The sequence below is a fragment of the Streptomyces filipinensis genome, from assembly GCF_014649495.1.
GTDB classification, from domain to species: Bacteria; Actinomycetota; Actinomycetes; order Streptomycetales; family Streptomycetaceae; genus Streptomyces; species Streptomyces filipinensis.
The window spans coordinates 42,765-68,923 of record NZ_BMTD01000032.1; the positions used below are offsets into that span (position 1 = coordinate 42,765).

Annotated in this window: 21 protein-coding genes; 10 read left to right on the plus strand and 11 right to left on the minus strand. The window is 73.3% G+C overall.

What is annotated here, in order from left to right; genetic code table 11:
- The first annotated feature begins 6 nt into the window (after positions 1-6).
- Complete coding sequence (locus IE244_RS39415; RefSeq protein WP_191878390.1) at positions 7-1,110, plus strand: hypothetical protein; 1,104 nt, start codon at positions 7-9, stop codon at positions 1,108-1,110.
- Here the strand turns inward: IE244_RS39415 and IE244_RS39420 are convergent.
- The gene (locus IE244_RS39420; protein WP_191878391.1) at positions 1,097-2,395 is read right to left on the minus strand and encodes an MFS transporter; all 1,299 of its coding nucleotides are present in this window, start codon (positions 2,393-2,395) and stop codon (positions 1,097-1,099) included. The genes IE244_RS39415 and IE244_RS39420 overlap by 14 nt on opposite strands.
- Positions 2,396-2,405: 10 nt before the next feature.
- Positions 2,406-3,164: a GntR family transcriptional regulator gene (locus IE244_RS39425; protein ID WP_191878392.1), complete on the minus strand. Its 759-nt coding sequence runs from the start codon at positions 3,162-3,164 to the stop codon at positions 2,406-2,408.
- Positions 3,165-3,351: 187 nt separating this feature from the next.
- On the opposite strand from IE244_RS39425, the gene IE244_RS43310 reads away from it, so the two are divergent.
- Positions 3,352-3,483 (plus strand): hypothetical protein, encoded by a 132-nt coding sequence (locus tag IE244_RS43310; RefSeq protein ID WP_373305831.1) that lies wholly within the window; start codon positions 3,352-3,354, stop codon positions 3,481-3,483.
- A 101-nt stretch (positions 3,484-3,584) separates the two neighbouring features.
- Here IE244_RS43310 and IE244_RS39435 read toward each other — a convergent pair whose 3' ends face one another.
- On the minus strand, positions 3,585-4,358 hold the full coding sequence (locus tag IE244_RS39435) for a VOC family protein (RefSeq protein WP_191878393.1): 774 nt from the start codon (positions 4,356-4,358) through the stop codon (positions 3,585-3,587).
- A gap of 189 nt (positions 4,359-4,547) precedes the next feature.
- Between IE244_RS39435 and IE244_RS39440 the strand changes: the two genes are divergently transcribed.
- Positions 4,548-5,492 carry an SCO2400 family protein gene (locus tag IE244_RS39440; protein WP_191878394.1) on the plus strand — a complete coding sequence of 315 codons (945 nt, stop codon included), beginning with the start codon at positions 4,548-4,550 and terminating at the stop codon, positions 5,490-5,492.
- An 82-nt stretch (positions 5,493-5,574) separates the two neighbouring features.
- Positions 5,575-6,114 carry a hypothetical protein gene (locus IE244_RS39445; RefSeq protein ID WP_191878395.1) on the plus strand — a complete coding sequence of 180 codons (540 nt, stop codon included), beginning with the start codon at positions 5,575-5,577 and terminating at the stop codon, positions 6,112-6,114.
- Between the two features lie 23 nt (positions 6,115-6,137).
- On the opposite strand, the gene IE244_RS39450 is transcribed toward IE244_RS39445, so the two are convergent.
- From IE244_RS39450 to IE244_RS39460, 3 genes are read right to left on the minus strand one after another with little or no spacing between them, the layout of a single operon-like run.
- Positions 6,138-6,719, minus strand: coding sequence for a hypothetical protein (locus tag IE244_RS39450; protein WP_229854773.1), 582 nt, complete (start codon positions 6,717-6,719; stop codon positions 6,138-6,140).
- 59 nt (positions 6,720-6,778) lie between these two features.
- On the minus strand, positions 6,779-7,099 hold the full coding sequence (locus IE244_RS39455) for a hypothetical protein (RefSeq protein ID WP_191878397.1): 321 nt from the start codon (positions 7,097-7,099) through the stop codon (positions 6,779-6,781).
- Between the two features lies 1 nt (position 7,100).
- On the minus strand, positions 7,101-12,269 hold the full coding sequence (locus IE244_RS39460) for a caspase family protein (RefSeq protein ID WP_191878398.1): 5,169 nt from the start codon (positions 12,267-12,269) through the stop codon (positions 7,101-7,103).
- Between the two features lie 129 nt (positions 12,270-12,398).
- On the opposite strand from IE244_RS39460, the gene IE244_RS39465 reads away from it, so the two are divergent.
- Entirely contained in the window at positions 12,399-12,794 is a 396-nt protein-coding gene (locus tag IE244_RS39465) for a hypothetical protein (protein ID WP_191878399.1), read from the plus strand.
- Positions 12,795-12,916: 122 nt separating this feature from the next.
- On the opposite strand, the gene IE244_RS39470 is transcribed toward IE244_RS39465, so the two are convergent.
- Positions 12,917-17,797 carry a DNA repair ATPase gene (locus IE244_RS39470; protein ID WP_191878400.1) on the minus strand — a complete coding sequence of 1,627 codons (4,881 nt, stop codon included), beginning with the start codon at positions 17,795-17,797 and terminating at the stop codon, positions 12,917-12,919.
- A 168-nt stretch (positions 17,798-17,965) separates the two neighbouring features.
- Positions 17,966-20,122 (minus strand): flotillin family protein, encoded by a 2,157-nt coding sequence (locus IE244_RS39475; RefSeq protein WP_191878401.1) that lies wholly within the window; start codon positions 20,120-20,122, stop codon positions 17,966-17,968.
- A gap of 245 nt (positions 20,123-20,367) precedes the next feature.
- Here IE244_RS39475 and IE244_RS39480 point away from each other — a divergent pair, with 245 nt between their 5' ends.
- From IE244_RS39480 to IE244_RS39495, 4 genes are all read left to right on the plus strand, one after another.
- Positions 20,368-21,459 (plus strand): PucR family transcriptional regulator, encoded by a 1,092-nt coding sequence (locus tag IE244_RS39480; RefSeq protein ID WP_229854775.1) that lies wholly within the window; start codon positions 20,368-20,370, stop codon positions 21,457-21,459.
- Positions 21,460-21,618: 159 nt separating this feature from the next.
- A complete protein-coding gene (locus IE244_RS39485) occupies positions 21,619-22,002 on the plus strand; it encodes a hypothetical protein (RefSeq protein ID WP_191878402.1) in 384 nt (127 codons plus the stop codon).
- 119 nt (positions 22,003-22,121) lie between these two features.
- Positions 22,122-22,586 carry a hypothetical protein gene (locus tag IE244_RS39490; RefSeq protein WP_191878403.1) on the plus strand — a complete coding sequence of 155 codons (465 nt, stop codon included), beginning with the start codon at positions 22,122-22,124 and terminating at the stop codon, positions 22,584-22,586.
- Positions 22,583-22,939 (plus strand): winged helix-turn-helix domain-containing protein, encoded by a 357-nt coding sequence (locus IE244_RS39495; RefSeq protein WP_191878404.1) that lies wholly within the window; start codon positions 22,583-22,585, stop codon positions 22,937-22,939. Before IE244_RS39490 ends, IE244_RS39495 begins: the two co-directional genes overlap by 4 nt.
- A 7-nt stretch (positions 22,940-22,946) precedes the next feature.
- Here IE244_RS39495 and IE244_RS39500 read toward each other — a convergent pair whose 3' ends face one another.
- The 3 genes from IE244_RS39500 to IE244_RS39510 all read right to left on the minus strand — a co-directional run bounded on the left by IE244_RS39500 (position 22,947) and on the right by IE244_RS39510 (position 25,362).
- Positions 22,947-23,894 carry an MIP/aquaporin family protein gene (locus IE244_RS39500; RefSeq protein WP_191878405.1) on the minus strand — a complete coding sequence of 316 codons (948 nt, stop codon included), beginning with the start codon at positions 23,892-23,894 and terminating at the stop codon, positions 22,947-22,949.
- Between the two features lie 83 nt (positions 23,895-23,977).
- On the minus strand, positions 23,978-24,643 hold the full coding sequence (locus tag IE244_RS39505) for an SDR family NAD(P)-dependent oxidoreductase (protein ID WP_191878406.1): 666 nt from the start codon (positions 24,641-24,643) through the stop codon (positions 23,978-23,980).
- A gap of 35 nt (positions 24,644-24,678) precedes the next feature.
- Positions 24,679-25,362 carry a DUF4328 domain-containing protein gene (locus IE244_RS39510; protein ID WP_191878413.1) on the minus strand — a complete coding sequence of 228 codons (684 nt, stop codon included), beginning with the start codon at positions 25,360-25,362 and terminating at the stop codon, positions 24,679-24,681.
- 202 nt (positions 25,363-25,564) lie between these two features.
- On the opposite strand from IE244_RS39510, the gene IE244_RS39515 reads away from it, so the two are divergent.
- Positions 25,565-26,159, plus strand: a 595-nt coding sequence (locus tag IE244_RS39515; protein WP_191878407.1) for a cbb3-type cytochrome c oxidase subunit I, incomplete at its 3' end; no start/stop codon positions are given.

Below are 26,159 nucleotides of genomic sequence, written 5' to 3' on the forward strand. Positions count from 1 at the left end.
TTCGTCGTGGGCGAGGGCGGGCAGTCCATACCGGACGAGGAGTGGGAGCGCTTCCTGCGGGAGGCCGAGGCCGGAACCCGGGACGCGCCCAAGGAGCCGTCGGCCCGAGCCCGGATGGTGGCCCGGCGGCTGCGGGAGGAACCCGGCAGGCCGGACGCCTGGCGCGGTCACGAACCTCCCCGGCGGCGCGGCGGCAAGGGCCGGTACGTGGTCGGTCTGCTGGTCGCGGCCGGCCTGCTGGCCGTGGCGCTGGCACCGGGGCGGGTGACCGGATGGTTCGGGGGCGGCGGCGAGGACGGCCGGGGCACGCCGCTCGCCGTGGAGTCCCGGCGCCCGGACCAGGCGCCGCCGACCGAAGGCGCGGACCAGCGGCCCACCGTGGCCCAGCCGTTCCGGGGTTCCCCCGCGGCACACTGGGGTGACGGGACGGCGGGGATCGGCATGCCCGCGGCTCGGGCGACCGGCTGGATGAGCAAGGCCCAGGTCGCTCAGGCCCTCGGCCGCAGCCGGGACTTCCTCGCCGCGGCCGGCCTGGATTCCGCGGTGCTGGGCGGGAAGCGGCCGGCGAGGGCGATCGCGCTGGTCAACCCCCACCAGCGGGACGTCCAGGACTACCTGGCGGCCGCGTTCCGCGCGCCCAGCCGCACGAACGACCCGCTGCTGCTGTTCAGCCGGTTCGACACGGCGAAGGTCCGGCTCGTCGGGGACGTCGTCAAGACCCGGGGCCGGATCACCTACCGGGAGGGCAAGCGCGGCGCGATCGAGGTGACGGCCGATGTCACCTTCGTCTACCCGGTCGTGCGCGCGGCGGCGGGAAGCGACGACGTCGAACGCACCATCGTGCGCCGGGAGATCGTCATGAGCTGGGACGACCCGGCGAAGGTGATCACCGAGCCGGGGACGTTCTCGCTGCTCTCCTACAAGGTGGACACCACCAACGGCGGCTGTGGCACCTACACCGGCTATCTCAGCCCCGGGTTCGGCACCGAACGCGCGACCGCGAGCCCCGACGGCGGGCCGGCCATCGACCCGTACGACCGCAGCACAGCGGTCGGCGCCGGCACGCGGGGCGACGGCGGCACGGCCTGCGGGACGGCTACCCGGTCGTAGCCGGCGACGGGCGCGCGGTGCGCGGCGCCCGCAGCGGTGAGAGGAAGGCCGGCAGGAAGCTCAGCGTCATGCCGGCCGCGCCGATCCACAGGGTGGCCGCCGCTCCGAACGCCGAGCCCAGGGCGCCGCCCAGGACTCCGCCGAGCGGAAGCCCACCCCAGGACACGAACCGGGCCGTCGCGCTCATCCTGCCCAGGAGCCGGTCCGGGGTGAGGGCCTGCTGGACGCTGGACTGGGCCACGACACGGACCACCCCGCCCAGCGAGAGCGCCGAGAGGCCGAGCGCCGCCCCGCACACGCTCCACCCCGGTCGCGCGGCCGGCATCAGGGCGGTCAGCGGGCAGGTGAGGAGCGGGGCGAGCCAGATGACCGGGCCCTGCCCGAGCCGCCGCGCGACGCGGGTGGCCAGCAGGGCGCCCAGCAGCGCGCCGCACCCCATGCCCGACAGCACCAGGCCGACGGCGGACGTCCCGAGGCCCACCCGCCGTTCCAGGAAGACCAGCAGCATGGCCTGGTACATCACCAGGAAGAGGTTGAAGACCGCGTCGCCGAGCACGGTCGCGCGCAGGACGGGCTGCCGGAACACGAACTTCAGCCCCTGGCCGATCTCCTGACGCAGCCGGGGCCGCTCGCCCGCCGCACTCGCCCGCGGCTTCTCCTCGCGCCTGCGGATACGGCTCGCGAGGAGCCCCGAGACGGCCATCCCGGCCGCACTCACCACGAGCGTCCCCGGGCCACCGGCCCAGCCGGCCAGCGGACCCGCCACGGCCGGGCCTCCGATACTGGTCACCGAACGGATCGCGGAGAGCTTCGCGTTCGCCTCGACGAGCTGCCCGCGGCCCACCAGGTGCGGCAGACAGCTGACGTACGCGACGTCGAAGAAGACGGTGAGCACTCCATGGGCCAGTGCGACGGCGTAGAGCCAGCGGATCGACAGCACACCGGCCCACCACCCCGCCGGCACGGTCACGAGCACCAGTGCCCGGGTGAGGTCGGCGCCGGCCATCACCGGACGCTTGCGCATCCGGTCCACCCAGGCTCCGGCCGGCAGCCCCACCAGCAGCGACCCGGCCGTGGTCAGCGCGGAAAGCAGTCCGACCTGGAACGCGTCGGCGTGCAGCGCGACGATGGCGGTCAGCGGCAGCGCCAGGAAGAGGATGCGATCGCCCAGCTGACCGAGCGCGGTGGCGGCGAACAGCCGCCCGAAGTCCGGGTCGCGCAGGAGCCCGATGCGTGCGGACACCGGCACGGACGTCCGCGCGGCCGGGGAGGGGGACCTGAGCATGCGCTTCACCTCACGGCCTCACGTCGACGGCGAACTCGTAGACGACTTCGCGGCGTACGTCCGGAATGACGATGTCGGCGGTCTCCACCGGGCGTCCGCCGGTGTCGTAGATGGTCCGCTCGATCCGCAGCACCAGGTCCCCGACGCCGATCCCGAGCAGGTTCGCCTCCGCCCGTCCGGCCCGGGCCGGACGCGGCACCTCGACGACGGTCTCGACGACCACGCCGATGGACCGCATGCGCTCCACGACCCCCTTGCCCGCGAGCGGGCCCCGCTCGGGCAGGACGACCGGCGTTCCGTCCGTGACGGCGAGCGGCTCCCAGGAGTCGGAGAGCTGGACGGGCTGCCCGTCGGCGAGGAACTCGTACTGCGTGTTGACGCACAGGTCCCCGGGGGCGAGGGCGAGCCGCTCGGCGATGGCCTCGGGGGCGGGGACGCGGACCAGGCTGTGCGCGTCCCAGGCGGCGGCCCGTCCCCGCTCCTCGCGGCCGGACAGGGCGAGGGAGCCCCGGTGTTCGCGGTGCCAGGAACGGACCATGCGCAGACGCTCGCGCGGGGTGCGGACATAAGTGCCGGAACCCGCGCGCCCTTCGAGCAGGCCCTCGATGATCAGACGGTCCACGGCCCGCTGCATGACGTTGCGTCCGACGCCGTACTCCTCGGCGAGCCGCGCCCGGGACGGCAGCCGCCTGCCGATCTCCCACTCTCCCGCGAGCACCCGTACGCGCAGCGCGTCGGCCACGGCGAGGTACGGCGCCTGGTGGGGCATGTGCGACTCTCCGGTGGGTGAGGTGATCCGGACGAGTTCGCAAGCTACTTCACCGGCGGAAAGCTACTGGAGCAGCACCGCGCTCGGTCAGCCCGCCGCCAGCGCACTCCGCGGGTCCGTCCCGACAGGGGGCCTCGCGGTCCTGACCGCCGGGGCGCTGCTCGTGGGATGCTCGGCGTCGGTCACCGTGAACGAGAAGCCGGCCGCTCGGACCGGCCGGCCCAAGCCGCGTGTCACCTGCCCGGAGGACCTCGCCGGAAAGGCCGGCACCACGACCCGCCGCACGCTCACCGCGGACGACGGCGCACGCTGGGCGTGACGGTCACCGTCACCTCGGTGAAGGACGGCCGGGTGCACTTCGACTTCAAGGCCGACGACCACGCCTCGCCGGCCCCCGGCTAGAGCCCCGACGCGGGACGTTCACATCTGGCGCGGGTCCGGCCTGAGCACGGCGAACACCGCCTGGGCGGGATCGGCCAGCCAGGCGATACGGCCGACGCCGGGGACGTTCGCGGCCGGCATCAGCACCGTGCCGCCGTTGTCGCCCACCGCGGCGACGATCGTGTCCGCGTCGGCCACGGCGAAGTACGGCACCCAGCGCGCGTCCTGCCCGCCGTCCTGCAGCGGGGCCACACCGCCGAAGGAACCCTCCTGCTGGTCGCCCTCGCCGATGCTGAGCACCTGGTACGTCATGCCCGGCGCCTGCATCTCCTGGGCGCGCCAGCCGAACAGCCCGCGGTAGAAGGCGATGGCCGCCTGCGGGTCGCGGACGTGCAGCTCCACCCACACCAGGGTGTCGTCCTCCGACGCCCGCTGCAGGCCCTGCGCGGACTGGAGCACGGCGAACTGCGTGCCCTGCGGGTCGGTGAGCTGGGCAAAGGTGCTCTCGCCCAGGCTCACGGGCGCGACGCGCACCGCACCGCCGGCGGCGGCCACGGCCCGCGCGGTGGCCCGGGCGTCGTCGGCCCGGAAGTACGTCGTCCAGGCGGATCTCGCTCCCGGCTCGGTCAGCGGGCCGAGGGCGGCCACCGTGGCGCCGCCCTTCTGGAAGAAGCCGTAGCCGCCCGTTTCCGGGCCGGCGGAGGCGAACTCCCAGCCGAAGACGGCGCCGTAGAAGGCCGCGGCCGTGGCCGTGTCGGGGCTGCCCAGGTCGATCCAGATGGGCGATCCGGTGCGGAACTGTGTGCCGAGCATGCGTTTCCTCCTGCCGGTCCGGTACGCAGCCGCCCGCCACTATGCCGACGGCTCCGGCCGGACCTCGCCGGGACACGGGCAAAGACCCTCACGAATCTGTGCAGGAGTGCCACACGGGCTACACACAGCCTTTCGAAAGGCTCGTTAGCGTGACTGCTCGCCCGCCCCCCTGGACTCAGGAAGACACTGATGGACTACTGCTCCTCGTGCCGCCGGCACCTCAACGGTGCCCTGGTGTGTCCCGGGTGCGGCGCCTACGCCCCCGACATCGCCCCGCCCGGCACGGACGGCTACGGCGCGGACGGCCTCGGCGTTCACAGGTTCGGCACCGAAGGGCCCGTCGCGAACGCCGGCCGGCCGGAACCCTCGGCACCGGCCGCCGAGGCCACGGACACGCGGCACCCCGGCACCACGCCGGTCCCGGCCACCGACATCCCGTTCACCCCGGCCGCCGACGCCTCGCCCGCCGACGTCACGGACGCGCCGCCCGCCGCGCGGGGACGCGCCGCCCGGCGCCGTCAGCGCGCCCGCTGGAAGAAGAGCCGGCGCCGGGCCGTGGTGGCGACCGCCGTGGCCCTGGTCGGCGGCGGCCTGACCCTCGCCTCGCTGGACCGCGGCTCCGATGACCGGGCCCAGGCGGCCACCGCGCCGGACAACCGCACCATGGGCCTGACCGGCGAGCCACCGGCCGCACCCGACCGGCCCGCGTCCACGCCGGCCCCGCCCGCCACCTCGCACCACCGGCACACGCCCGCCACCCCGACGGCACGGACGGCCGCCGTGACCGTCCCGCGGCAGCAGACCCTCGCGGCCACGCCGCAGACGCCGCGGCCGGCTCCCGGCACGCACACCGCGGCCGTGGCCGCCCACCCGGCGGCCCCGGCCGCCCCGCAGGCCCGGAGCACCGCGCCGTCCTCGTCCGGCACGACCACCGGCGCCTCGGGGACCTCCGGCACCTCCGGTACTTCGAGCACGTCCGGCACGTCCGGCACCGCGGCACAGCCGGCGCCCGCCCACACGTCGGGCAGCTCAAGCAGCTCCGGCACCACCGGCGGCGGCACCTCCGCGTCGGCCCCGGACCCGGCGTCGACCACGTCCCACCAGCTCTGCCTGGTGCTGGTCTGCCTCGGCTGACCAACCGGGTGCCGGAACGGCCGGACGGGGAAGCCCGTGGGCCGATCGGCTACGCTGCGCGTCCGATCAACGGGGGAGAACCATGTCCGACAGAAGCCTGCGACTGACCATGGCCGCGGTGACGGCGGCTCTGCTGGCCGCACTCACCGCGTGCGGCGGCGGGGGAGGCGACTCGACCGTCCCGGGCGCGGCGCCCGCGAGCGCCGTCACCACCTCCCCCGCCCCGAGCCCGACCCCCGTCCACGGTCTCAAGGACACGGTCCGCCACATCACCCGGAAGACCACCCGGGCCACCCGCCCGCACCTGGTCCGGCACTGCACGACCAGCACCCGCCGGGTCAGCCACACCTCGACCTCCGGCTCCGGCAGCCACCGCCGGACCCGCACCTGGTACACCACCGAGCACTCCCGCGACTGCCGCAAGGTGCCGAGCGGCACCGAGACGTACCGCAGGGAGCTGCGCCCGGAGCGCTGGTGCGTCCGCCTGGACGACGTGAACGGCGACCGCACACGGGACGACCTGTGGATCCGCGTGGACCGCGTGGACTACGACCGCGTCCTGGGCGCCGACGACCACAGCCGCGTGCAGGTCGTCCCCCTGGCCCCGAACACCGGCTGCTGACGGCCCCGGCCCCGCGGGCACCCTCAGGAGCACCGGTCGACCGGAGCCACGCTCACCGCGCCGTTCCGCCAGTCGAGATGCCGGATCGTCGTGGTGCCGTTCGGGTCCTTCCCGGTCTTCACCCTGACCGTGACGCCGGATCCGTCGGTGGCGAGGAGTTCGCCGCACACCGATGCCCCCCGTGTGTGGACCACGACCGTCGACGCCGGGTCGTCCGGCCCCGGGGCCACCCAGGTGACCATGATCCCGGCCGCCGTCGCCAGGACGCCGAGCAGGGTCGCCCAGCACGCCCGGCGGATCAGCCACGCGATGCGGTTCCTCTCCTCCCGCTCCCAGTCGAGCAGCTTCTCGGCATCCGCGTACTTCAGCTCGAAACCGGGTTTGCCGTGGACGGCCCGCACCGCGAGAAAGGTGGCCAGGAGCAGCGACAGCAGCCCGGCCGCCACCAGCAGCAGCACCGTCAGCCGGTACCCGGAGGGGAGTTCGGCGACGTTCTCGCGGCCCTTGAGGACCAGCACGGCGGCCAGCAGGCCGGTGGCGGCGGTGAGGAAGTTCCGCCAGCCCTCGGCCTGTCCGCGCGCGATCTCCAGTTGGGTCTCCGTCATCGTCTGGAGCCGCTGATGGGCGCGCCGCAGTTGCCGGGGGGCGTACCTCCTGGGTGGGGTCACGGAGTCCCGCCCGTGGATCGGACCGCCGTCCAGGCCGCGCCGCAGCCGCCGGTCTCGTCGGCGTCTCCCCGATGGGGGTACGCGCAGGCGCACTGCATGTAGACCCGCCCGGGGACCTCGTCGGCCGAGGCGCCGCCGCCGCGCCGGCCCTTCGCCACGGCACCCGGGATCAGGTGCGGGACCGGCTGCTCCATCTCCCCGGCGCACTCCGGGCAGGCGCCGAAGACGCTGAGCGACTCACCGGTCAGGTTCCAGGAGAACCCGTTCTCCTGGTCCGGCAGATTCTTGACCTCGTAGTCCTTGGACAGGTGCGGCACGTCACTTCCCTTCGTACGGGGGCAGGCGGAAGCCGAACAGGGGCGCGTAGTCCCCGAGCCGCTCGCGGACCTCGTCGGCGGTCAGGTCCGTCTCCTCGGACGCCAGGAGCACCTGGTCCTCGGTGAGGTCACCGGACAGTGCCGGTTCCCGGCCGGTGAGCCGGGCGGTGAGGATGACGACGTCCCGCCAGTCGGGGGTGCGGGTGAGGACGGGCTCGGGGAAGGGGATGTCGAGCCCGACCGCCTCGAACTGCCGGAGCCGGCGGTACGCCTGCGGCAGCGCGAGGCCGAGCCGGCCGGCCGCGATGACCAGGGCGAGCGGGGTCAGGGTCCACGACTCCTCCAGGTCCGGCTGCATGAGGGCGTACTCGGCGGTCACGTCGCGCTTCTGCGGCCGGTCCGGGGGCGCGAAACCGTCCGGCACCGGGACGGTGGGGGCGCCCAGGGACCGGTAGGCGTTCACCGTGGCGGCGGCGGTCGCGAGGTCGACCATCTCCCTGTCCGCCAGGAAGATCAGATCGGCCAGCCAGATGTGCCTGCGCCACTCACCCCGGTGGGACAGAGCGGTGAAGACCCAGGGACTCGGCCGCTGGCGGGCGGCCTCCTCCGGTACGTCGCACACCTCCAGGCCGTACACGGCCAGGCGGCGGCGCAGTCGTTCGGCGAGGTCGCCGAGACGCGTGTTGGACGACGCCGCGAGGCCCATCAGATAGACGGGGTCGACCCGGTCTCTCCGCGTGACCGACGGGGACAGCACCCTCGACAGGGGACCGGAGTCGGTCACGGGCATCACCCACGTGTTCTCCATGATCTCCCGGGGCCGGCCCGGCTGGCTCGTGGACAGCCAGGCACGCGCCGCGTCGACCGCAGGACGCTCGACCAGTCCCGCGTCCACCAGGGTTTCGATCGCCGCGACGTTCTCCGCCAGCGAGGACGGTTCGTCCAGGTCGCCGAGTGCGCGCAGCACCGCCCAGGCGGACAGCGGGCGCGCCCCGGACGGACCGCCCTCGTTGTCGGCGGTCTGCTCGGGGGGAAGTGCCTCGCACCACGCGGGCGGGCGGAAATCCGCCAGGGATCCTGGATCCGGCACCTGGAAACCCAGTTCCCCGGCCCAGCCGCTGAGCCACCTCACGGAGTCCCCCACCGTCTCCGCACGGCGCGCGGCAAGCCGCACCAGGTGCCGCAGACCGATCGGGCCGGGGGCGAGAGGGTACCTGTCCCCGTCAAGATTTCTGCTGACCGCGGCGAACTGGGCACGGTCCAGGGAGTGCACGAGGTCCGGACCGGTGAGCCGGAAGCCGAGGGGTTCGAACCGGCGCACCACGGCCTCGATCTCGGCTGCGGGAACGCCGCTCTGCCGGGACCGCCAGGCGATGTCGAACGGCCGCATGAGCTGGGCGAACGGAGGCTCACCGTCGACCGCCAGGGGAGGGCTCGTGCTCGGCGGGCCTGCCTCGTCGTCCAGGAGAACGTGCCGTTCCCGGGCCCCCACGACATGGGAGCCGAGCGCCTGAAGGTCCATGGGCGCCTGGATCGACGGTTCGAGACGGGACAGCCGCCCGCACGCTTCGACCAGTGCGCACAGACTCACCTGGCGCATGTCCGACACCCGCACCAACGCCGTCCGGAGACCGAGTTGGCCTTCGTAACCTCGCCGTTCCGCGTCCCGGTACGTCTCGTAGAGGTCGGCCGTCAAATGGTCCGGCACGACCTCGTCCAGCGCCCGCACGTCCGTCATCTCCGGAACGGGCACGCCCGCGATGGCGTACCGGCGCAGCTGACGCACCGCCTCCCGCAGTGAGCTCCCGGAGTCCGCGGCGGCTCGCAGCGCGGCGCCCCAAGAGCCGTCCGGGTGGGTCCTGAACACGAGCGCGTCGAACGGCTGGATGGCGGGGAGGGACGCTCTCTTCTCCAAGGGACGCTCACTGCGGATGATTCCCAGAGCGCTCTCGCGCCAGGCCGTGAACAGGTCCGTCCGCCCCTTGCCCCGCCGCCTGCTCCCGTTGCGGACACCCTGGTCGACGGGGAAGCATCCGACATCGCGCAGCGTGCGGTGGCCCTGGATCTGGGCCCGGCTCTTCCAGTCGAGACCCTCGGGAAGCGCCAGGGGCACATCGCTCTCCAGCAGATGGCCGACGACCATCTGCCCGAGCAGTGGCTGGTTCTTCGTCAGCTCCCAGAGCCATTCCAGCGGGAAGGGACTCCAGGCCGAGCGGACCAGCTCGGGCACGACGTCCTGGAGGTCGTCCTGCAGACGCTCCTTGTCGTACCCGAGGATCCGGTTGCGGTCCACGCTCAGCTTCGGCCGGTGTCTGCCCCGCAGGTTCACCACATACCCGAACGGGCGGTCGACTTCCTCGACGAACAGCCCGTCGGCCAACAGCAGGCCGGCACCGTCCACCCACCAGATGTCCTCGGCGGCCTGGAAGTGGCGGGTGGGCAGCCTGGAGTCGCCGTACAGCTCACCCTGCCGCCAGACGACGGGCTCGCCCTCGAACTCGGTGGCGGTCACCTTCACCGGACTGCACCACAGGAACCCGCGCAGCGCCTGGATGACGGACGGCTGGCGTCCGCTCTGCCCGTCGGGCTCGTCGTGGACGTACAGCCGGACCCTGGTGCCGCCCCCCTCCAGCTCCTTCTCCTCCCGGCTCAGGTGCATCAGCCCGGAGCCGGCGGTGACACTGGCCCGGTAGCCGCCGTCGGGAGCCGTCGCCCCGCCCGACATCCCCACCGGCCGGGTGATCACCTCGACCTCCTCGGCCAGCATGAAGTAGCTGAACACCCCGATGCCGAACCGGCTGTTCAGCTCGGTGGTGATGCCCTTGCGGCGCCACCGGCGCATCTCGCGCATCCGGGCCGAGGACTGCTCCGAGCGGCGGCCGGCCTGGGCGAAGAGATCGCGCAGCTCCTCGGCCGTCATACCGACGCCGTTGTCCTCGCACTGGATGTACATCCGGCCGGTGGCCTCGTCGACGCCCTGTGTGAACTCGATCTTCGAGCCGGCCAGCTGCACCTGTTCCGGCTCCGAGCCCGCCCACCGGTCACAGTCGGCGTAGCGCCGGCGGGCCTGCCGGACCCGGCAGGCGTCGAGGGCGTTCTGGTACAGCTCCCGCACGGCCAGCATCCGGTCGCCGTACAGCTGGGTGCCCATGATGAGCGGCTTGACCTCGTCCTCGGCCAGCTGGAAGCGGGGCGGCGGCTTGTCGAAGGCGCGGTTCTTCGGCAGCAGGCCGTCGGTCTTCACCACCTGCGGCAGGCCGAAGAGAAGGTCGCTCGGGCGCAGGGTGCCATGGGTACGGCGGGCCGCCTGGGACACCGCGGCGATCCGGACCGCGAGGCGGTCCAGGGCCGTGTACAGCGCCGCGCTGCCGCACTTGAAGACCAGCAGCCACCGGGTACCGGACGCCGCGGCCTCCGGGGACTCGGCGTCGCAGCTGATACCGAACCCCTTGTTGGCCCTGATCTCGCCGACGATCCCCTGCGGCCGGATCTGCGTGGGCTCGCGGGGGCCGAGATGGTCGATGAGGACGCCGTCGAGCATCCGCGGGTCGATGGCGAGGAGCCCGGCGATGTGCAGGAGCGTGGCCAGCTCGCGCGGCCGCCAGGTCCACCGCTCCTCGCCGCACAGCTCCTCGGACAGCCCCGTCACCCACTCGCTGCCGTCGGGTGCCGCCGCCTCGGCCGGTGTGCCCGTGCCGAGCTGGGAGACGACCTGGAGAACCGCACGGCGCAGCGTGGCCCTGTCGTCATGGCCGAGCTGCTCACCGGTGGCGCTCTCCGCCGCCCGCACCAGGAGGTCCACCGCGCTGCGCAGGCTGTCGAGCTGCGCGTCCTCGCCGCTCTCCCAGAGCAGGTCCCAGTCGGCGAGGAACCGGTGCCGCAGCCAGTACTCGGCGCCGCGCGCGTCCTCGGCCCGGTCGCGGCGCAGGAGCGTCTCGCGCCAGGACTCGGCCTGCCGGTGGGCGCGTCGCACGTCGCCCATGTCCCGGTCGAGCTGGGCTTCGAAGCAGCCCGCGGGCAGGTCCCGGGCGTCGGCCGTGTCCTCCGGGCCGCCGTCCCCGATGACGTTGCGCAACGCCGCCAGGCCGCAGGCCAGCGCGGCCTCACGGAGGAACGGGGCGCCCAGCAGGACCACGGTCTCCACCGGGCCGAGCCGTGCGTCGCTCGCGACGACCAGGTGGCCCAGCCGGTTGATCAGCCGCTCCGGGAAGAGGTCGTCGTCCCACGGGTCCGTGCCGGCACGCCGTGACTCACGTACGCGCAGCACCTTGGTCACGACGTCCGCCAGCTGTTCCTTGGCCTTGGCCTGCTCGGCCTCGGAGGCCTCGGTCAGTCCCCACAGGGCCGAGGAGAGGACGGCCTGCGTCCACGGGCCGGCGAACGGCATGGCCTCGCACAGCGGGACGGCCGCGTGCGCTCCGCCGGACTGGTCCTTGCCCAGCCAGAGGACGTCGACCGCCGGCGGCTTGAGGTACGAGTAGCGCCGCGCGATGTCCGGCACCCGGTCCTGGACGGCCCGGATGACGTCGCCCACCGTGCGGGCCGGGGCCTCCCGGGCCACGGCCTGGGTGAGGGCCCTGGCCATGAAGCTGCCGCCCTGGTCGTGCCCCAGGGCCGTCTCACCGGGTGCGCAGGCGCTCAGGATCACGACGTTGTCCCGGGCGCGGCTGAACGTCAGCTTCTCCAGACCCGCGGGAACCTCCCCGCCGTCGCCGCGGCAGGCGTCGAGGCAGAGCATCACCGTGGCGTCGGAGGTCAGCGACTGCAGCAGTTCGTCGGGCACCACCTCGATGAGGCCGTGCGTGTCCAGCACGTGTTCCCCGCCGGGCCGCCGCCTCGCCCAGATGTCACCGGGGACCAGGTAGTCGGTCTCCCCGAACCGCACCCCGTGTCCCGAGAAGTAGACCAGACCGACGTCCCCGTCCTCGCAGGAGGCGAGGAACTCGTCGAGCTGCCCGCGGATGTTCCGCTGGGTGATCGTCTCCTCGTCGTCCAGCACCGTCACGTCCTCCGCCGCGTACCCGGAGCGCAGCAGGGCGTCGCGCAGGTTCGCGACGTCGGTGACGGTGAACGGCAGGCTGGGGTAGGCGTCCCGGAGTTCGGGAACCTTCTCCAGGTCCGGATGCGCCGGCACCGCTATCAGAAGAGCCCTCCGGCGCCCAGACCTCATCGTGCTCAATCCCCCCACGAACCAGCCGAGTTCGCGAACCGCGAACCGCGATTATCGCAGACGGCGGCCCGGTACGAGTGAGTACGACAACGGATGTGGCCCGGCCCGGCGAACGGTCAGGATGCCGGTGTGAACCCTTCTTCCGAGGACTCCCCCGCCGAGGTGCCCGCCGCGCGCCCGGCCGACCGCGGCCCGGTCGTCGCGCTGCTGGTGGCGACCGCCCTCCTGCTGCTGCCGCTGCTGTACGGGTGGTACCGCTTCAGCGCGGACACGCTCGGCTGTCTCGGCCGGCCGGCCGGCTGCCGGGGGCAGCGCGCGCCTGTGATGTCGGCGGTCGACTGGGGGCTGCTGCTCGTCGCCGGGCCGGCCGCCGGTGCCGCGGTGCTCGCCGTCGGCGGTGCGATACTGCGGCGCCGGGCCGCGGTGTGGGCGGCGGCCGGTGCGTTCCTCGGCACGCTGGTGATGTGGGTCGTCGCGGTCCACGCGCTGGGCGAAGGGCTGCAGCACTCGAACATCGACTTCTGAACGCCGTCCCGGCTGTCACCTCCGGTAGCGGCGCGCCGCGCGCCGGTCCCGGCGGACCAGTACCGCCGTGCTCAGGACGACGAACGCCAGCGCGGCCGTCAGCGGCGCCAGGAAGCCGAGCATCACCGCTCCCCCCTCCCGGTGTCCGTCCGCGCCCGGACGATCGCGCTCTCCACGGCCGCCACCCGGTCGGCGAGCAGGCCGAGGGCCGCGACCGCGCGGGTCAGCGGGTCGTCCTCGGGACCGCCGAGGGTGCGGGCGCGTACGTGGGCGCTCTTCACCTCGGCCCAGCGGGCGGCCTGTCCGGCGTCGAGCGTGCCGCGCAGTTCGGCCAGCTTCAGCAGGTTGGCCTCGGCGCCCGTGGTGAGGGTCTGGGCCTCGGCGGTGTAGTGGTCGTCGACGACGGCCTCGCGTTCGGCGTCGTTCATGACCGGGCGCAGCCGCTGGGTGATCGTGTTCATGTCGCGGTAGGAGCCCTGGAGGCGGAAGGGGGGTTCCGTACGGGTCCCCGCCGAGCGGGCGGCGGAGGCGATGTAGGTCTTGTTGACCTTCAGCAGCGTCTCGCGGACCGCCAGCGCATGGCGCAACACCGCCAGTACGCCGTCCAGTTCGGCCGCCGGCAGGGGCCGCGACAGCCGGTCGGCGCGGGCCGTGGGGTCGGCCGCGGCCAGCCGGACCAGCACGTCCAGGTCGGCGTGGTCGCGGGCGGCGAGCGGGGCGAGCACCGGGTTGGCGGTCAGGGCGTTCTCGACGAAGCTGAGCGCGAAGACGTCCTCCTTGCCGGTGAGGACGTCGCCGAGGTTCCACACGTCGGCGCGGTTGGCGAGCATGTCGGGGATGCGGAAGCGTTCACCGGACTCGGTGTAGGGGTTGCCGGACATGCAGACCGCGAAGCGTTTGCCCCGCAGGTCGTAGGTGCGCGGGGTGCCGTCCCACACGCCGTCCACGCGCCGGGTGGCGTCGCACAGCGGGATGAACTTCTGCAGCAGCTCGGGCGAGGTGTGCTGGATGTCGTCCAGGTACAGCAGGGTGTTGTTCCCGGCCGCCAGCGCGAAGTTGATCTTCTCTATCTCGCGGCGGGCGGTGGCGTCCGGGGCGTCCGCCGGGTCCAGCGAGGTGACCGTGTGGCCGAGCGCCGGGCCGCTGACCTTGACCAGCATCAGCCCGAGCCGGTCGGCGACGTACTCCATGAGGGTCGTCTTGCCGTAGCCGGGCGGGGAGATGAGCAGGAGCAGACCGCCGGTGTCGGTGCGCTTCGTCTCGCCGGTGGTGCCCAGCTGGCGGGCCAGGCTGTCGCCGATCAGGGGGAGGTACACCTCGTCGACCAGGCGGTTGCGGACGAACGCCGACATCACCCGGGGCCGGTGGTCGTCCAGGCGCAGCCGGTCGCGTTCGGCCGTCACCAGGGCGCTGCGGCGGCGCTGGTAGGCGCGGAAGGCGGGGACGTCCTCGGCCGCGAAGCGGGCCGTGCGGGCGAGGAACTCGTCGACGCGCAGCGGCAGCCGGCCCTCGCGCACGCGCGGGTGCGTGCCCAGCAGGCCCTCCGCCTCCGCGGTGAGGGGGGCGTCGCCGTCGTAGCGGGGCAGGCCGGGGCACAGTTCGGCGGCGACCGCCTCGGCCAGTTCGCCCGGCCCGGCCTCGGTGCCGGTGGCGGCGGCGTACGCGCCGAGCCAGGCGTGCACCACCTGCCGGCGCGCGGCGAGGCCGGTCAGCCCCGCCAGCTCGCTGCCGTAACTCCCGCCCGTGTGCCGGAACTTATCCAGCAGCGCGCGGGCCGTGGCCCCGAGGACGAAGCCCTCCGGGCCGCCGGTCAGCTCCTCGAAGAGGTAAGCGGCGGCCGGCCCGCCCGCCGCCCGCGCGTCCCAGTCCTCGATCGCCCCGGCCAGCTCCCGCTCCAGCTCCCCGATGGCCGGTACGGCACCGAAGGCGTCCCGGGCCCGGGCCAGCGACACCGCTCGCCGGGCCCACGCGGTGCGGTCCTCGTCGGTGGTGCCGTGCGCCCAGAACAGCTGGGCGGCGGCGCGGGCGGCGGGCTCGTGACGCAGGGTGCCGGCGCCCTCGTACAGGGGCAGCAGGGCACGGAGCACGAGCGTCGCGTCATGGTCGTGGACCCCGCGCTCGTAGCCCTCGTCGTACCACTCCTGCGCCGCCCGGCGCACCAGGTCCGGCAGGTCGTCGGCGGCGGCGAGCGCGGCGGGGCCGTGCTCGGCGAGCAGCCGGGCGGCCAGGTGCTCGGCGCGGTACACCTGCGGTGACTCCGAGGGCAGCGGGCGGCCCCAGTAGGGGCGGTACGCGGCGAAATCGGGGTCGGTGACCGGGGCGCGGTAGTCGGTGCCGGTCACGGCGAAGGCGACACCGTCGCCGTGCGGGACGAGGGTGAGGTCGAGCGGCTGGGTGTTGACGGCGAAGCGGTGGCCGCCGAGCAGCAGCGTGCGGCCGTCCTCGGCGTACAGGTCGGCGCGGTCGCGCAGGGCGCGGGCAGCCTCCTGGCGGGCCGACTTCAGACGGCCGTCGAGTTCCTCGGCGCGCACGCTGTCGCCGAGGGCACGCAGCTCGTCGGCGGTGCGGCGGACCTTGGCGACCAGCGGGTCGGAGGCGAAGTAGGTGGTGACCGCGTCCGTGTCGGCGAGCGTGGCCGCGCGCCGCCCGACGGTGTCCAGCATCCGGCCGGCGGAGACGGCGAGCTGTTCGGCGCGGCGGGCGCGGGCGTCGGCCAGGGACTGCTTGCGGGCGGCGAACGCCTCGTAGATCTCCGTGCGCCGGCCGGCGAGTTCGCCGAGGAAGTCGTCGAACTCGGCGAACCTGCCGTCCAGGTCCTCCACCCGGGTGAGGACGGCGGTGAGCTGGTCGTCGCACTCCTCGGGCGTTCCGGAAGCGGTGAGCGCGGCGGTGACGGCCTGGGCGAGCAGCGCGGTCTCGGCGGCGAACTCGGCCCGCCCCTCACGGTCCTGCAGGGTACGGCGACGGCCGTCCAGGGTGGCGCGGGCCCGGTTGACCCCGCCCAGCACCTCGGCGATCCGCTCCAGGACGGCCGTACGGACGGTGGCGTCGGCGATGTCGAGGCCGGTGACGACCTCGGTGACCGTGCGCAGCCCGGTGGCGAGTTCGTCGAGCCGCGCGGCGACGGGCCGGGCCGCGGCGACCGTCTCGATCCCGGCCGCCTCGGCGACGAGCCGCTCGACCTCCGCCTGCTGGCCGGCGAAGGCGTCGTCGCGGGCCAGGTACGCCACCGCGCGCCGGCCGAAGGCCGCGAGGTCGGACTCGGCGTCGGCGGCCAGCGACGCCACCCGGGCGGCGTCGACGTACCGCAGCTCGCGCAGGGTCAGCACATGCCCGTGCGCCTGCCGCAGTTCGGTCAGCCCGCGCACCCAGGCGGCGGCCTCGCGCGGGGCCTCGCCGCGCAGCCGGCGCACCACGCCGGCGATCCGCTCGGCGGCCTCGTCGAGGGCGTCCGCGGCCTGCCGGGTCAGCTCCCGCACGGTCTCGAACTCGCCCAGCACCTGGTCGGCGGTGCTCCGGACCGCGCCCAACGGCTCGGCCAGCGTGCCGAGTTCGGGTTCGGTGAGCCAGTGGTGGGCGTCGGCGGCCCGCACGCAGGCCGCCACCAGCGCCCGGTAGCCCTCGCTCGTCTCGATGCCGTCGGTGACCAGCCGGGCCACGGACAGACAGTCGGCGAGGCCGCGCACGAGGTCCGCGTTGCCGACCCGGGCGAGCGCGCCGGTGCCGGTGCGCAGGGCGGCGGCGTGGGTGTCGGAGACGTACGGCGAGGTCCACCACTGGACCGGGTGGGTGTGCCCGGGCTCGTCCCCGTCGGCGCGCAGCACGGCGAGCGCGCCGTCCTCGAAAAGGGCCCAGCCCCGGCACGACAGCGGAGTCGCGACCTCCTTGCGCAGGGTGTTGTACGACAGCAGCAGGGTCCGCTCCCCGGCGCGGGACCGGAAGGCGTACAGCACGTCCTCGCCGTTCGGCGCGCGCACCTCCCGCTCGAACTCCAGCCGCCGCACGTCGAGTTCGTACGACTTGTGCACGCCTCCGGCCAGACAGTACCCGCCGGGGAAGACGACCCCCTGCTCCTCCGGCAGCCGCCGGCACGCCTGCCCGATGCCGTCCAGCCGGACGACGGTCCCGCAGAGCGTGTCGAACACCAGGTACCGGTCGGCGTCCTCCTTGTACGGCCGCACCCGCAGCAGCACCAGTGGGCCGACGCGCGCGTGCCCGACGGCCGCGTCGGCGAGCGACTGCAGCGGCTCCTGGACGGGTTCCTCGTAGAGTTCCGCGCCGTCCGGGACGTGCACGGTGAGGGTGCCGCCGACGGTCGACACCCCGATCCCGCCGGGCACGGCGACGTACGGGCGCTGCCCCTCGCGCCGCAGGACGTGGTCCTCGCGGGTGGTCTCCGTCCAGGTCAGGTCCTGGGCCGGCGGGAAGACGTCGTCGCGGTCGCCGCGCGCGTCCAGGAACCGCGCCGACCGGCCGTCCTCGGTGACGGACCAGCGCAGGACGCGGACGTCCTCGGCCTTCTCGCCGGTGCGGAACACCGCCAGCAGCCGGCCGTCGACCAGGCGCAGCCGCAGCAGCCGGGCCTGCCGGTAGTACCGGTGCAGGGCGGTGAACTCGCGGACGAACCCCGGGTCGTCGAGCAGGCCGGGTACGGCGTCCTCGGGCAGCCGCGTGCCGTTCCGGCCGTACAGCCCGAACACGTCGGCCGCGACGACGTCGGCTCCGCCGGTACCGCCGCTTCCGCCGGTACCGCCGGTACCGCCGAAGAGGAGGGTGTCTCCCACGGCCACGATGTCGCCCGGGAGGCACGGGTGCCCGGTGCGGAGCCGGGCGGTGGCCGCGAGGTCCAGCCGCGCCGAGCCGAACTCCTCGGTCCGGCGGGCGTTGAGCGCGGTGGCCCTCCGGGCGAGCTCGGCCGCCTGCGCGGCAAGACGGTCACGGAGCACCTCGTAGGTACCGGCGTCCACGTCGGCGGGGGCCTGCGGCGCCTGAGCGGTGGCCATGGGGAGTGCGTTTCCCTTCGTGGGCGGGTGATGATGCGCCGTCGGACTACAGGAGCGTCGCCGGCTGCGGGTGCGCCGTGGCTGGTCGCGCGGTTCCCCGCGCCCCTACGGGGTCGCCGAGCCGTCGGCCGTCGAGGCGCCCGGCAGGCGCACCCACCCCGGCTCGCCTCAGTTAGGGCTCACACTCCCGTTCAGGGCGGTCACCGGTGTGTCCGCGAGGCCCAGTTCACTCGCCCGGTCGAGGAGCTTCTGGAGCTGGCCCGCCTGCGGCCCACCGCCCTTGATCTGCTTCATCAGCAGCGCCGACACCGTCAGGTTCCGCACATCCGCCGTGCCGACCGAGCCGAGGATGGTGCTCAGGTCCTCCGTGAAGCTGCCGGACCCGTCCAGCCAGGGCTTCACCAGCGCCTGCGCGGTCTGGGAGTGGTCGACGAACCCGTCCACCCCCTTGCCGAACGAGACGGCGGACACCAGCCGGTCGAAGAAGACGGACTCCCCGCCGACGATGTCGATGTCGGCGTGCTCCAGCCCGGTCGCGAGAACCGTCGCCTGCGCCTCGGCCACCTGCCGCTGGGTCTCCAGCCCGGCGAGCCGGATCTCCTTCTCCGCCTGCAGCCGCAGCCGGTACTCCTCGTGCCCGCGCGAGGCCTCGTCCAGCGCGGCCATCGCGGCGGCCTTCTCGGTCAGACCGGCGGCCTCGGCCTTCAGCTTCTCGCCGATGGCGGTGGCCTCCGCGAGCGCCTTCGCCCGGGTGCCCTCCGCCTCCGCCTTGAGCCGCGCCTCGGTGGCCTCCGCCGCGGCCCGCGCCCCGTCGGCCTCCGCGAGCCCCTTGGCCCTGGCACCCTCGGCCTCCGCGAGCGCCTTGGCCTGCGTGCCCTCGGCCTCGGCCCGCAGCCGTGCCTGGGTGGCCTCGGCCTCCGCGCGGCCGGCCTTGACGGTGACCTCGGCCTCCTTGTCGCGCACCTGCGCGGCGGCCAGCCCCTCGGCGGCGGCCTCGGCCTGGACGCCTTCGGCCAGCCGCAGCTTGGCCCGGGCGTCGAGGTCGGCGGTCTTCAACCGGGCCTCGGCGAGGGTGAGTTCCTCGGCGGCGCGGTGCGTGGCGGCCTGTTCCGCGGCCTCGGCGGCCTTGATGTCCTTGACCAGCTTCTCCTGCGCCTCCGCCTCGGCGGCGATGACGAGGGCCTGCCGCTCCCGCTCGGCCTCCTCGACGACGCGCAGCTTCTTGATGGACTCCTCCTGCTCGGCGACCGTACGGTCCACCGCGACCCGCTCCCGGACGACCTCGGCGATCTCCCGCTTCTCCGCCTCGACCTCCTTGTCGGCGGCGATCCTGGTCAGCTGGGTCTCCCGCTCCCGGGCGATGACCTCCAGCAGCCGGTCCTTCTCGATGCGCTCGTTCTCGACGGCGATGACCCGCTCACGGTTCTTCGCGGCGACGGCGATCTCCCGGGCCTGGTTCTCCCGCTGTACGCCGAGCTGTTCCTCGGTGCGCAGGAAGGCGCCCTGCGCGCGCAGCCGCTCCTCCTCCACCACGCGGGCGGTCTCGGCCTCCTCGCGCGCCCGGGAGGTCTCGATCTCACGCTTCTGCTTGATCTCGGCGTCCGCCTGCCGGCGCTCCAGCTCCAGGATGGTCTCGCGCGCGTCGACGTTCTGCCGGGTGATCTCCTTCTGCTCGGTGCGCTGTGCCTCGTTGGTGCGCACGTGCTCGATCGCCGTCAGCTCGGTGATCTTGCGGATGCCCTGGGCGTCGAGGACGTTGGCCGGGTCGAGCTGGGTGAGCGGGGTCTGCTCCAGGTAGTCGATCGCGGCGTCCTCAAGGTGGTAGCCGTTGAGGTCGATGCCGATCAACTCGATGATGTGGTAGCGGAGTTCCTCGCGCTTGGTGTAGAGGTCGGTGAAGTCCATCTGCTTACCGACGGTCTTCAGCGCCTCGGAGAACTTCGCGTGGAACAGCTCCTGCAGCGTGTCCTGGTGGCTGGCGCGCTCGGTGCCCACGGTCTGGGCGACCTTGATGACGTCCGGGACGGTCTTGTTGACCTTGACGAAGAACAGGATCCGGATGTCGGCGCGGATGTTGTCGCGGCAGATCAGCCCGTCCCGGCCGGAGCGGCTGATCTCGATCGTCTTCACCGAGATGTCCATGACCTCGGCCTTGTGCAGGATCGGCAGCACGACCTGCCCGGTGAAGGACACGTCGACCCGCCGTGTCTTCGACACGATCAGGGCCTGGCTCTGGTCCACCTTGCGGTACAGCCGGGAGAACGCGAGCACCGCGAGCACCACGACGAAGAGACAGACGGCGGCGAGCACGCCGAGCGCTTCCATGACACACGTCCTTGCGTCAGACGATGAGATACGGAGCCCCCCGGGGCTGCGATGCCGGACGTCCGGCGGACCTCGTCAGGCGTCCGGCACCCGCAACCCTCCGTAGTGCTCCCCGGAGGAGATGGTGCGGCAGGGCGAACACCCGCGCATTGCCGGTTTCCGGCAGTGTTCACTAGGGTCTGCATGCCGGACACGCGCTAAGAAAGCGTCACCGGCACGTCAAGACCACGGGGGACGGGGCAGGCGTGGGGGACCAGCACGGCACGAGCGGCATACCCGAGCACTATCTGGACGGCTTCGCCGGAACGCTGACCGAGGTCGCGGCCACCAGCCGGCGGCTGACCAGGGAGGAGCTGAAGACCCGGCGGACCCTGGGCGAGCAGGCCGCCGACGCGGGGCACGGACTGCGCGCGCTGGTCGTCGCCCACCTGGCCGCCGCCCGCGCCGCCTGGCCGGCCGTGCCCGGCTCGGCCGAGAGCAGCCTCGCCACACTGGCCGCCGTGGAGCAGGCGATCGACGCGTTCGCCGAGGGCTACGAGCGCGCCCAGCGGCTCACCGTGCGCCGCGAGGAGGCCGCGCGCCGGGAGTTCATCGACGACCTGCTGTACGGCCGCAGTGACCTCGGCCGGCTCGCCGAGCGCGCGGAGCGGTTCGGCCTGCGCCTGTCCCGGGCCCACGCGGTGGCCGTCGCCGAGGGGCCGGCCCCCTGCGTCGAGGGCGGTCCGGTCGCCCGCCGGGTCGAGGCCGCCGTGCTCGCCCGCTTCGACTCCCGCAGCTTCCTGCTCACCACCAAGAGCGGCCGGCTGCTGTGCGTCGCACCCGGCGACGAGGACGAGGTCCTGCTCCACTTCGCCCAGCAGGCGTACGCGGCGATGGGCGCCGCCGACACGGCACCGCGGATCGCGATCGGCCGCCCGCAGCACGGCGCCGGCGGGGTCGTGCAGTCGTACGAGGAGGCCCTCGCCGCGCTGGAGATGGCGGCCCGCCTGGATCTGGCCGGGCCGGTGCTGCGCGCCGCCGACCTGCTCGTCTACCCGGTGCTGACGCGGGACCGGCAGGCCCTGGTCGACCTGGTGTCGCACACCCTCGGCCCGCTGACCGGGGCCCGCGGCGGGGCCGTGCCGCTGCTGGACACCCTGGCCGCGTACTTCGACTCGGGCTGCGTGGCCGCCGAGGCGGCCCGGCGCCTCTCCCTCAGCGTCCGCGCGCTGACGTACCGCCTGGAGCGCATCCACAAACTCACCACGGCCGACCCGACCGACCCGGCCCACCGCTACATGCTCCAGACGGCGGTCATCGGCGCCCGCCTCCTGGACTGGCCCAACCGCGCCCTGTGACAGCATTTCTGACGTTTCATCAACTCTCTTGTCAAACACGGCTCCTGTCTGGTGCCGTCGGCGCGGACGCACCCCCCGGCGGGCAAGCCGCGTCGCGCGATTAGCATCGGCGAACAGATCACTGATTCGTGGTCATGCCAAGCAGAGAGAGCAACGCGCATGCACAAGTCCGTACGCCGGATGCTGATCGCCGCCCCCGTCACCACCGCCGCCTGCCTCGGGCTCGTCCTCACGGCCGGCGCGGGCACGAGCGCGGCCGCCGCCAGCATCCACAACGTGAACGAGCGCTACGCCCAGGGCTCCCTGTCGTACAACCCGTACACCGACGACATCACGGTCAAGGACCTCAAGAAGGACGGGCGCACCTTCGCCGTCAGCCTCTTCGGGCCCGCCTCGGACGGCGTCCACGTGTGCAAGGTGAGCGGCAAGGGCAAGTCCAAGACCTGCAACTTCAACTTCAACAGCGGCCGGCTGAACGTCCTGGTCTTCACCGAGCGCGGCAATCAGCACTGGGACATCGACAAGTTCCACATGGACGCCTGACCCACCCACGGCGCACCATCGAAAGTACTTGCATTTATGGAAAGTACTGTCCATGCTTACGGTGTGCACGAGAGGCGGCCCGACCACCGCCTCTCCCCGCCCACACCGAAGGGACACTCATGGACACCACGGGGGAACCGATGGACGCCCGGCAGGCGCGGGACGCGCTGGCCGCCGCCTGCGCCGCACGGAAAGCGGCGCGCCAGGCGAGCGAGCGCGGCCGGCCTCTCGGTTACGCCCTGGGCCAGGGTCTGACGTGCGCGGCCGGTTTCACCGCGCTGGGCCTGGCCGAACAGTGGCCGCAACGGGGGGACTGGCTCGTGGCCGCCGGCATGGTGTGCCTGGGTGTCTTCCTCGTGCTGCTGTGGCTCGGCTCGCACCACGGCGGGGTGACCCGCTGGTTCAGCCGGGACCGCGGGTCCGGCCGTCCGGGCTGGCAGGCCTGGGTGGTGCCTTTCCTCCCCCTGGCCGTCGGCCTGCTCGCCGCGATCCCGTACGGCGTCACCGGCTGGCTCATCGGCATCGGCCTGGCCTCCGGCACGGACTACGTGCTGCGCGGGATCCGGCAGGGACGCACCGCATGACCGGCCCCGCCGGTGGTGCGCCCCCCGCACTGGACCGGGAACTGCACCACCCGACCCGGCTCGCCCTCGCCGCCTACCTCTCGGCGTGCGGCGAGGCGGAGTTCGCCGTCCTGCGGGACTACTGCCAGGTCTCCGACTCCACGCTGAGCAAGACCCTCTCCGCACTGGAGAAGACGGGGTACCTCAGCATCCGCAAGGGACACCTCGGCAAGCGCCCGCGCACCTGGGCCTCGCTCACCCTCACCGGGCGCAGGGCGCTCACCCGTCATCTGGCGGCGCTGGAGGACATCGCGGCGACCGCCCGCCGGGCCGCCACCGAGGCGGACGGCGCGACGGGCGGCGGCTGCGGCTGAGTGCCCGTCACTCCTCGTCGGTCTCGACCACCGGGCGGGTGCGGCCCGGCTCCGGCAGCTCCTGCAGCTCCGCCCGGACGAGCAGGACGTCACCGATGAAGAGGTCGTAGACCAGGATGCCGACGACGCCGCCGATCAGCGGGCCGACGATCGGGATCCACCAGTAGGCGCTGAACGAGCCGGACACACTGCCCGGGAAGGCCAGACTGTTCCAGCCCGCCGCGTAGGTGAACAGGCGCGGCCCGAAGTCACGGGCCGGGTTGATGGCGTAGCCCGCGTTGGCGCCGTAGGACATGCCGATGGCGGCGACGACGAAGCCCACGACCAGCGGTCCGAGGTTGGCCTTCACGGCCTGGTTGCGCATGTCTATGACGGCGGCGATCAGCATGAGCAGGAAGGCCGTACCGACGATCTGGTCGATCAGCGGCCCCCAGATGCCGCCGTGGAAGTACGGCGCCGGGAACGTCGCGAAGATGGAGAAGGTGGCGTTCGTGTGCCCGTTCACCTTCGGCGCGGGCGAGACGGCGTCATAGGCGTGGATCGCCTGGTGGTACACGAGGTAGACCAGCGCCGCGCCGGTGAGCGCGCCGACGACCTGCGAGAACCAGAACGGCACGACCTTGGCCCAGGAGAAGCCGCGGCGCACGGCCATGGCCAGGGTCACCGCCGGGTTCAGATGGGCCCCGCTCACGCCGCCGCCGACGTAGACGCCGAAGACGACGGCGAAGGCCCAGCCCCAGGTGATCAGCAGCCAGTCACCGGACGCGAGGAAGATCGTCGTGGGAGTGGCGGCACGGCCCGAACCGGGCAGCGCGGCGACCGCCATCGCGACCACACCGCAGCCGAAGGAGATGAGCACGAAGGTTCCGAGGAACTCGGCGAGACACTCGCCCAGCAGCCCTCCCCGGGCCCTGAGCCGGGACGGCTTGATGATCGCAGGGATTTCGACAGCCACGGAGGCCCCCTAGAAGAGAGCGATACGGCCAACATCACCATATTGGCCCACAAACCCTCACCCCGCAGGTTGACGGTGCCCCGTCAGCCGTCGAGATCGTCGGCGAAGTGCCGGAACCCCTGCCGGTCCCGGTGCATGCCCCACAGCGTCTCCGCGAGCACGGCCGGGTCCTTGCGCGCGTGCCCCGGGGTGATCGCCCCCGGGATCACCAGCTGCGCGACGTGAATCCCTTCGCCCGCGAGCCGTTCGTGCAGCAGATGGCCGTACGCGGTCTCCGCGGCGAACGCGATGGACGTCCCGGCCCGCTCGGTGTGCGGTACGACGGCGGTCCCGCCGTTGACGAGGAGGATCGTGCCGCGCCCCAGCCGGCGCATCCCCGGCAGCACCTGCTGCACGGCGGCCACGGGACCGTACACGGAGAACTCGACCGGCCCGACGAGATCGCGGGGCCCGGTCTCCAGCACGGGCCGCATGAAGTCCCGGTGCGGGACCGGGCTGTACTGCAGCACCTCGATGGTCCCCACCTCGCCCGCGGCGCGCTCCAGCGCCCCGGCCAGCTCCTGTGGCCTGCGCACGTCGGCGACGAAGCCCCGGGCCCGGACCCCGCTCTCGTCGAGGTCGCCCACCAGCATGTCGAGCCGCCCGCGGTCGCGGGCGAAGAGCGCGACCTCGAAGCCCTCCCGCCCGAACCGCCGCGCGACGGCGGCCCCGAGCCCGGGCCCGGCACCCACGATGGCGATACTGTTCATGCCGTCCATCCGTACCGCACATCCCGGGCCGGCGGCTAGCCGACCGGGTCGGGCACCTCCGCACCGCCCCCGCGCAGCCGCTCCACCTGTGCGGCGGTGACGGCGTGGACGGCGAAGGCCCCGGCGACGGCGGCGCCCACGACGGCCGCGTCGGACAGCAGCAGCGGCCACCCCTCGGTGTAGGCACGCTCGATGATCTGGTCCGTGGAGTCGCGGTACACGATTCCCACCCCGCTGATCATTCCGACCAGCCACAGTCCCCACCACACGTCGACGGAGCGGGGAAGCCTCCGTCCGGGTGCGCTGCTGCGGAAGGCGTCGGCGACGATCCCGCGCGGGAACCACAGGTTGACCACGGGGATGATCCATCCGACGAGCACCCAGATCCCCGCGTACCTCGGCGTGTCCCCCGACAGCGCCCGCGCGTTGTCCCGCAGCCTGAGCAGCCAGGACAGAAAGAGCATGGCGCACAGGAACACCAGCACGCCGCCCGCCGACGTCACCAGTTGATACGAGTTCTCCAGCGAGGTGAGCTGCCGGTGCACCCCGTCGCCCTGGTCCGGGGGCCCGGCGGCCGGCTCCCCGGCGACGGCGAGGCGGATCTCCCACACCCCGCGTACCACCCAGGCGAGCCCGGCGAGCAGCAGTCCCCCGACAGCCAGCCGCCCGGTCACCTGAACCGGCCTGTACGCGAGCGTACGGGCAGCCGACTGATCCATCTGTTCGGTCACCGCCCCATCTTGTCGTACCGGAGCCGCAGGCCACCAGCGTGGACGTGGCTGCGCCGTCCGGGTGCATCCGTCACGCGAACGGCCGCGCGTCGGCCGCTCAGCGCGCCCCGCCCGCCGTCCCGCAGCAAGGATGGCGAGTAGCCGATGTCATGGCGTGCGCGGACCGCGAGCATCAGGAGACAGACGACCAGTGAGCATCCTCAACGAACCCCATGGTGCCGCCGCGCCTGAGGAGGCGTACGAGAGCGAGGTGCCGGTCAGGGGCAGGCGGCCGGGCAGTGTCGTGGTGAAGTGGCTGACGACCACCGACCACAAGACGATCGGCACGCTGTATCTGGCGACGTCGTTCGCGTTCTTCCTGGCCGGCGGCGTGATGGCGCTGATCATGCGCGCGGAACTGGCCCGGCCGGGCCTGCAGATCATCTCGAACGAGCAGTTCAACCAGCTGTTCACGATGCACGGCACCGTGATGCTGCTGATGTTCGCCACCCCGCTGTTCGCGGGCTTCACGAACTGGATCATGCCGCTGCAGATCGGCGCGCCCGACGTGGCGTTCCCGCGGCTGAACATGTTCGCCTACTGGCTGTACCTGTTCGGCTCGACCATCGCCGTGGGCGGCTTCCTCACCCCGGAGGGTGCGGCCGACTTCGGCTGGTTCGCCTACTCCCCGCTGTCGGACGTGGTCCGCAGCCCGGGCATCGGCTCCGACCTGTGGATCATGGGTCTGGCCTTCTCCGGCTTCGGCACCATCCTCGGCGCGGTCAACTTCATCACCACGATCATCT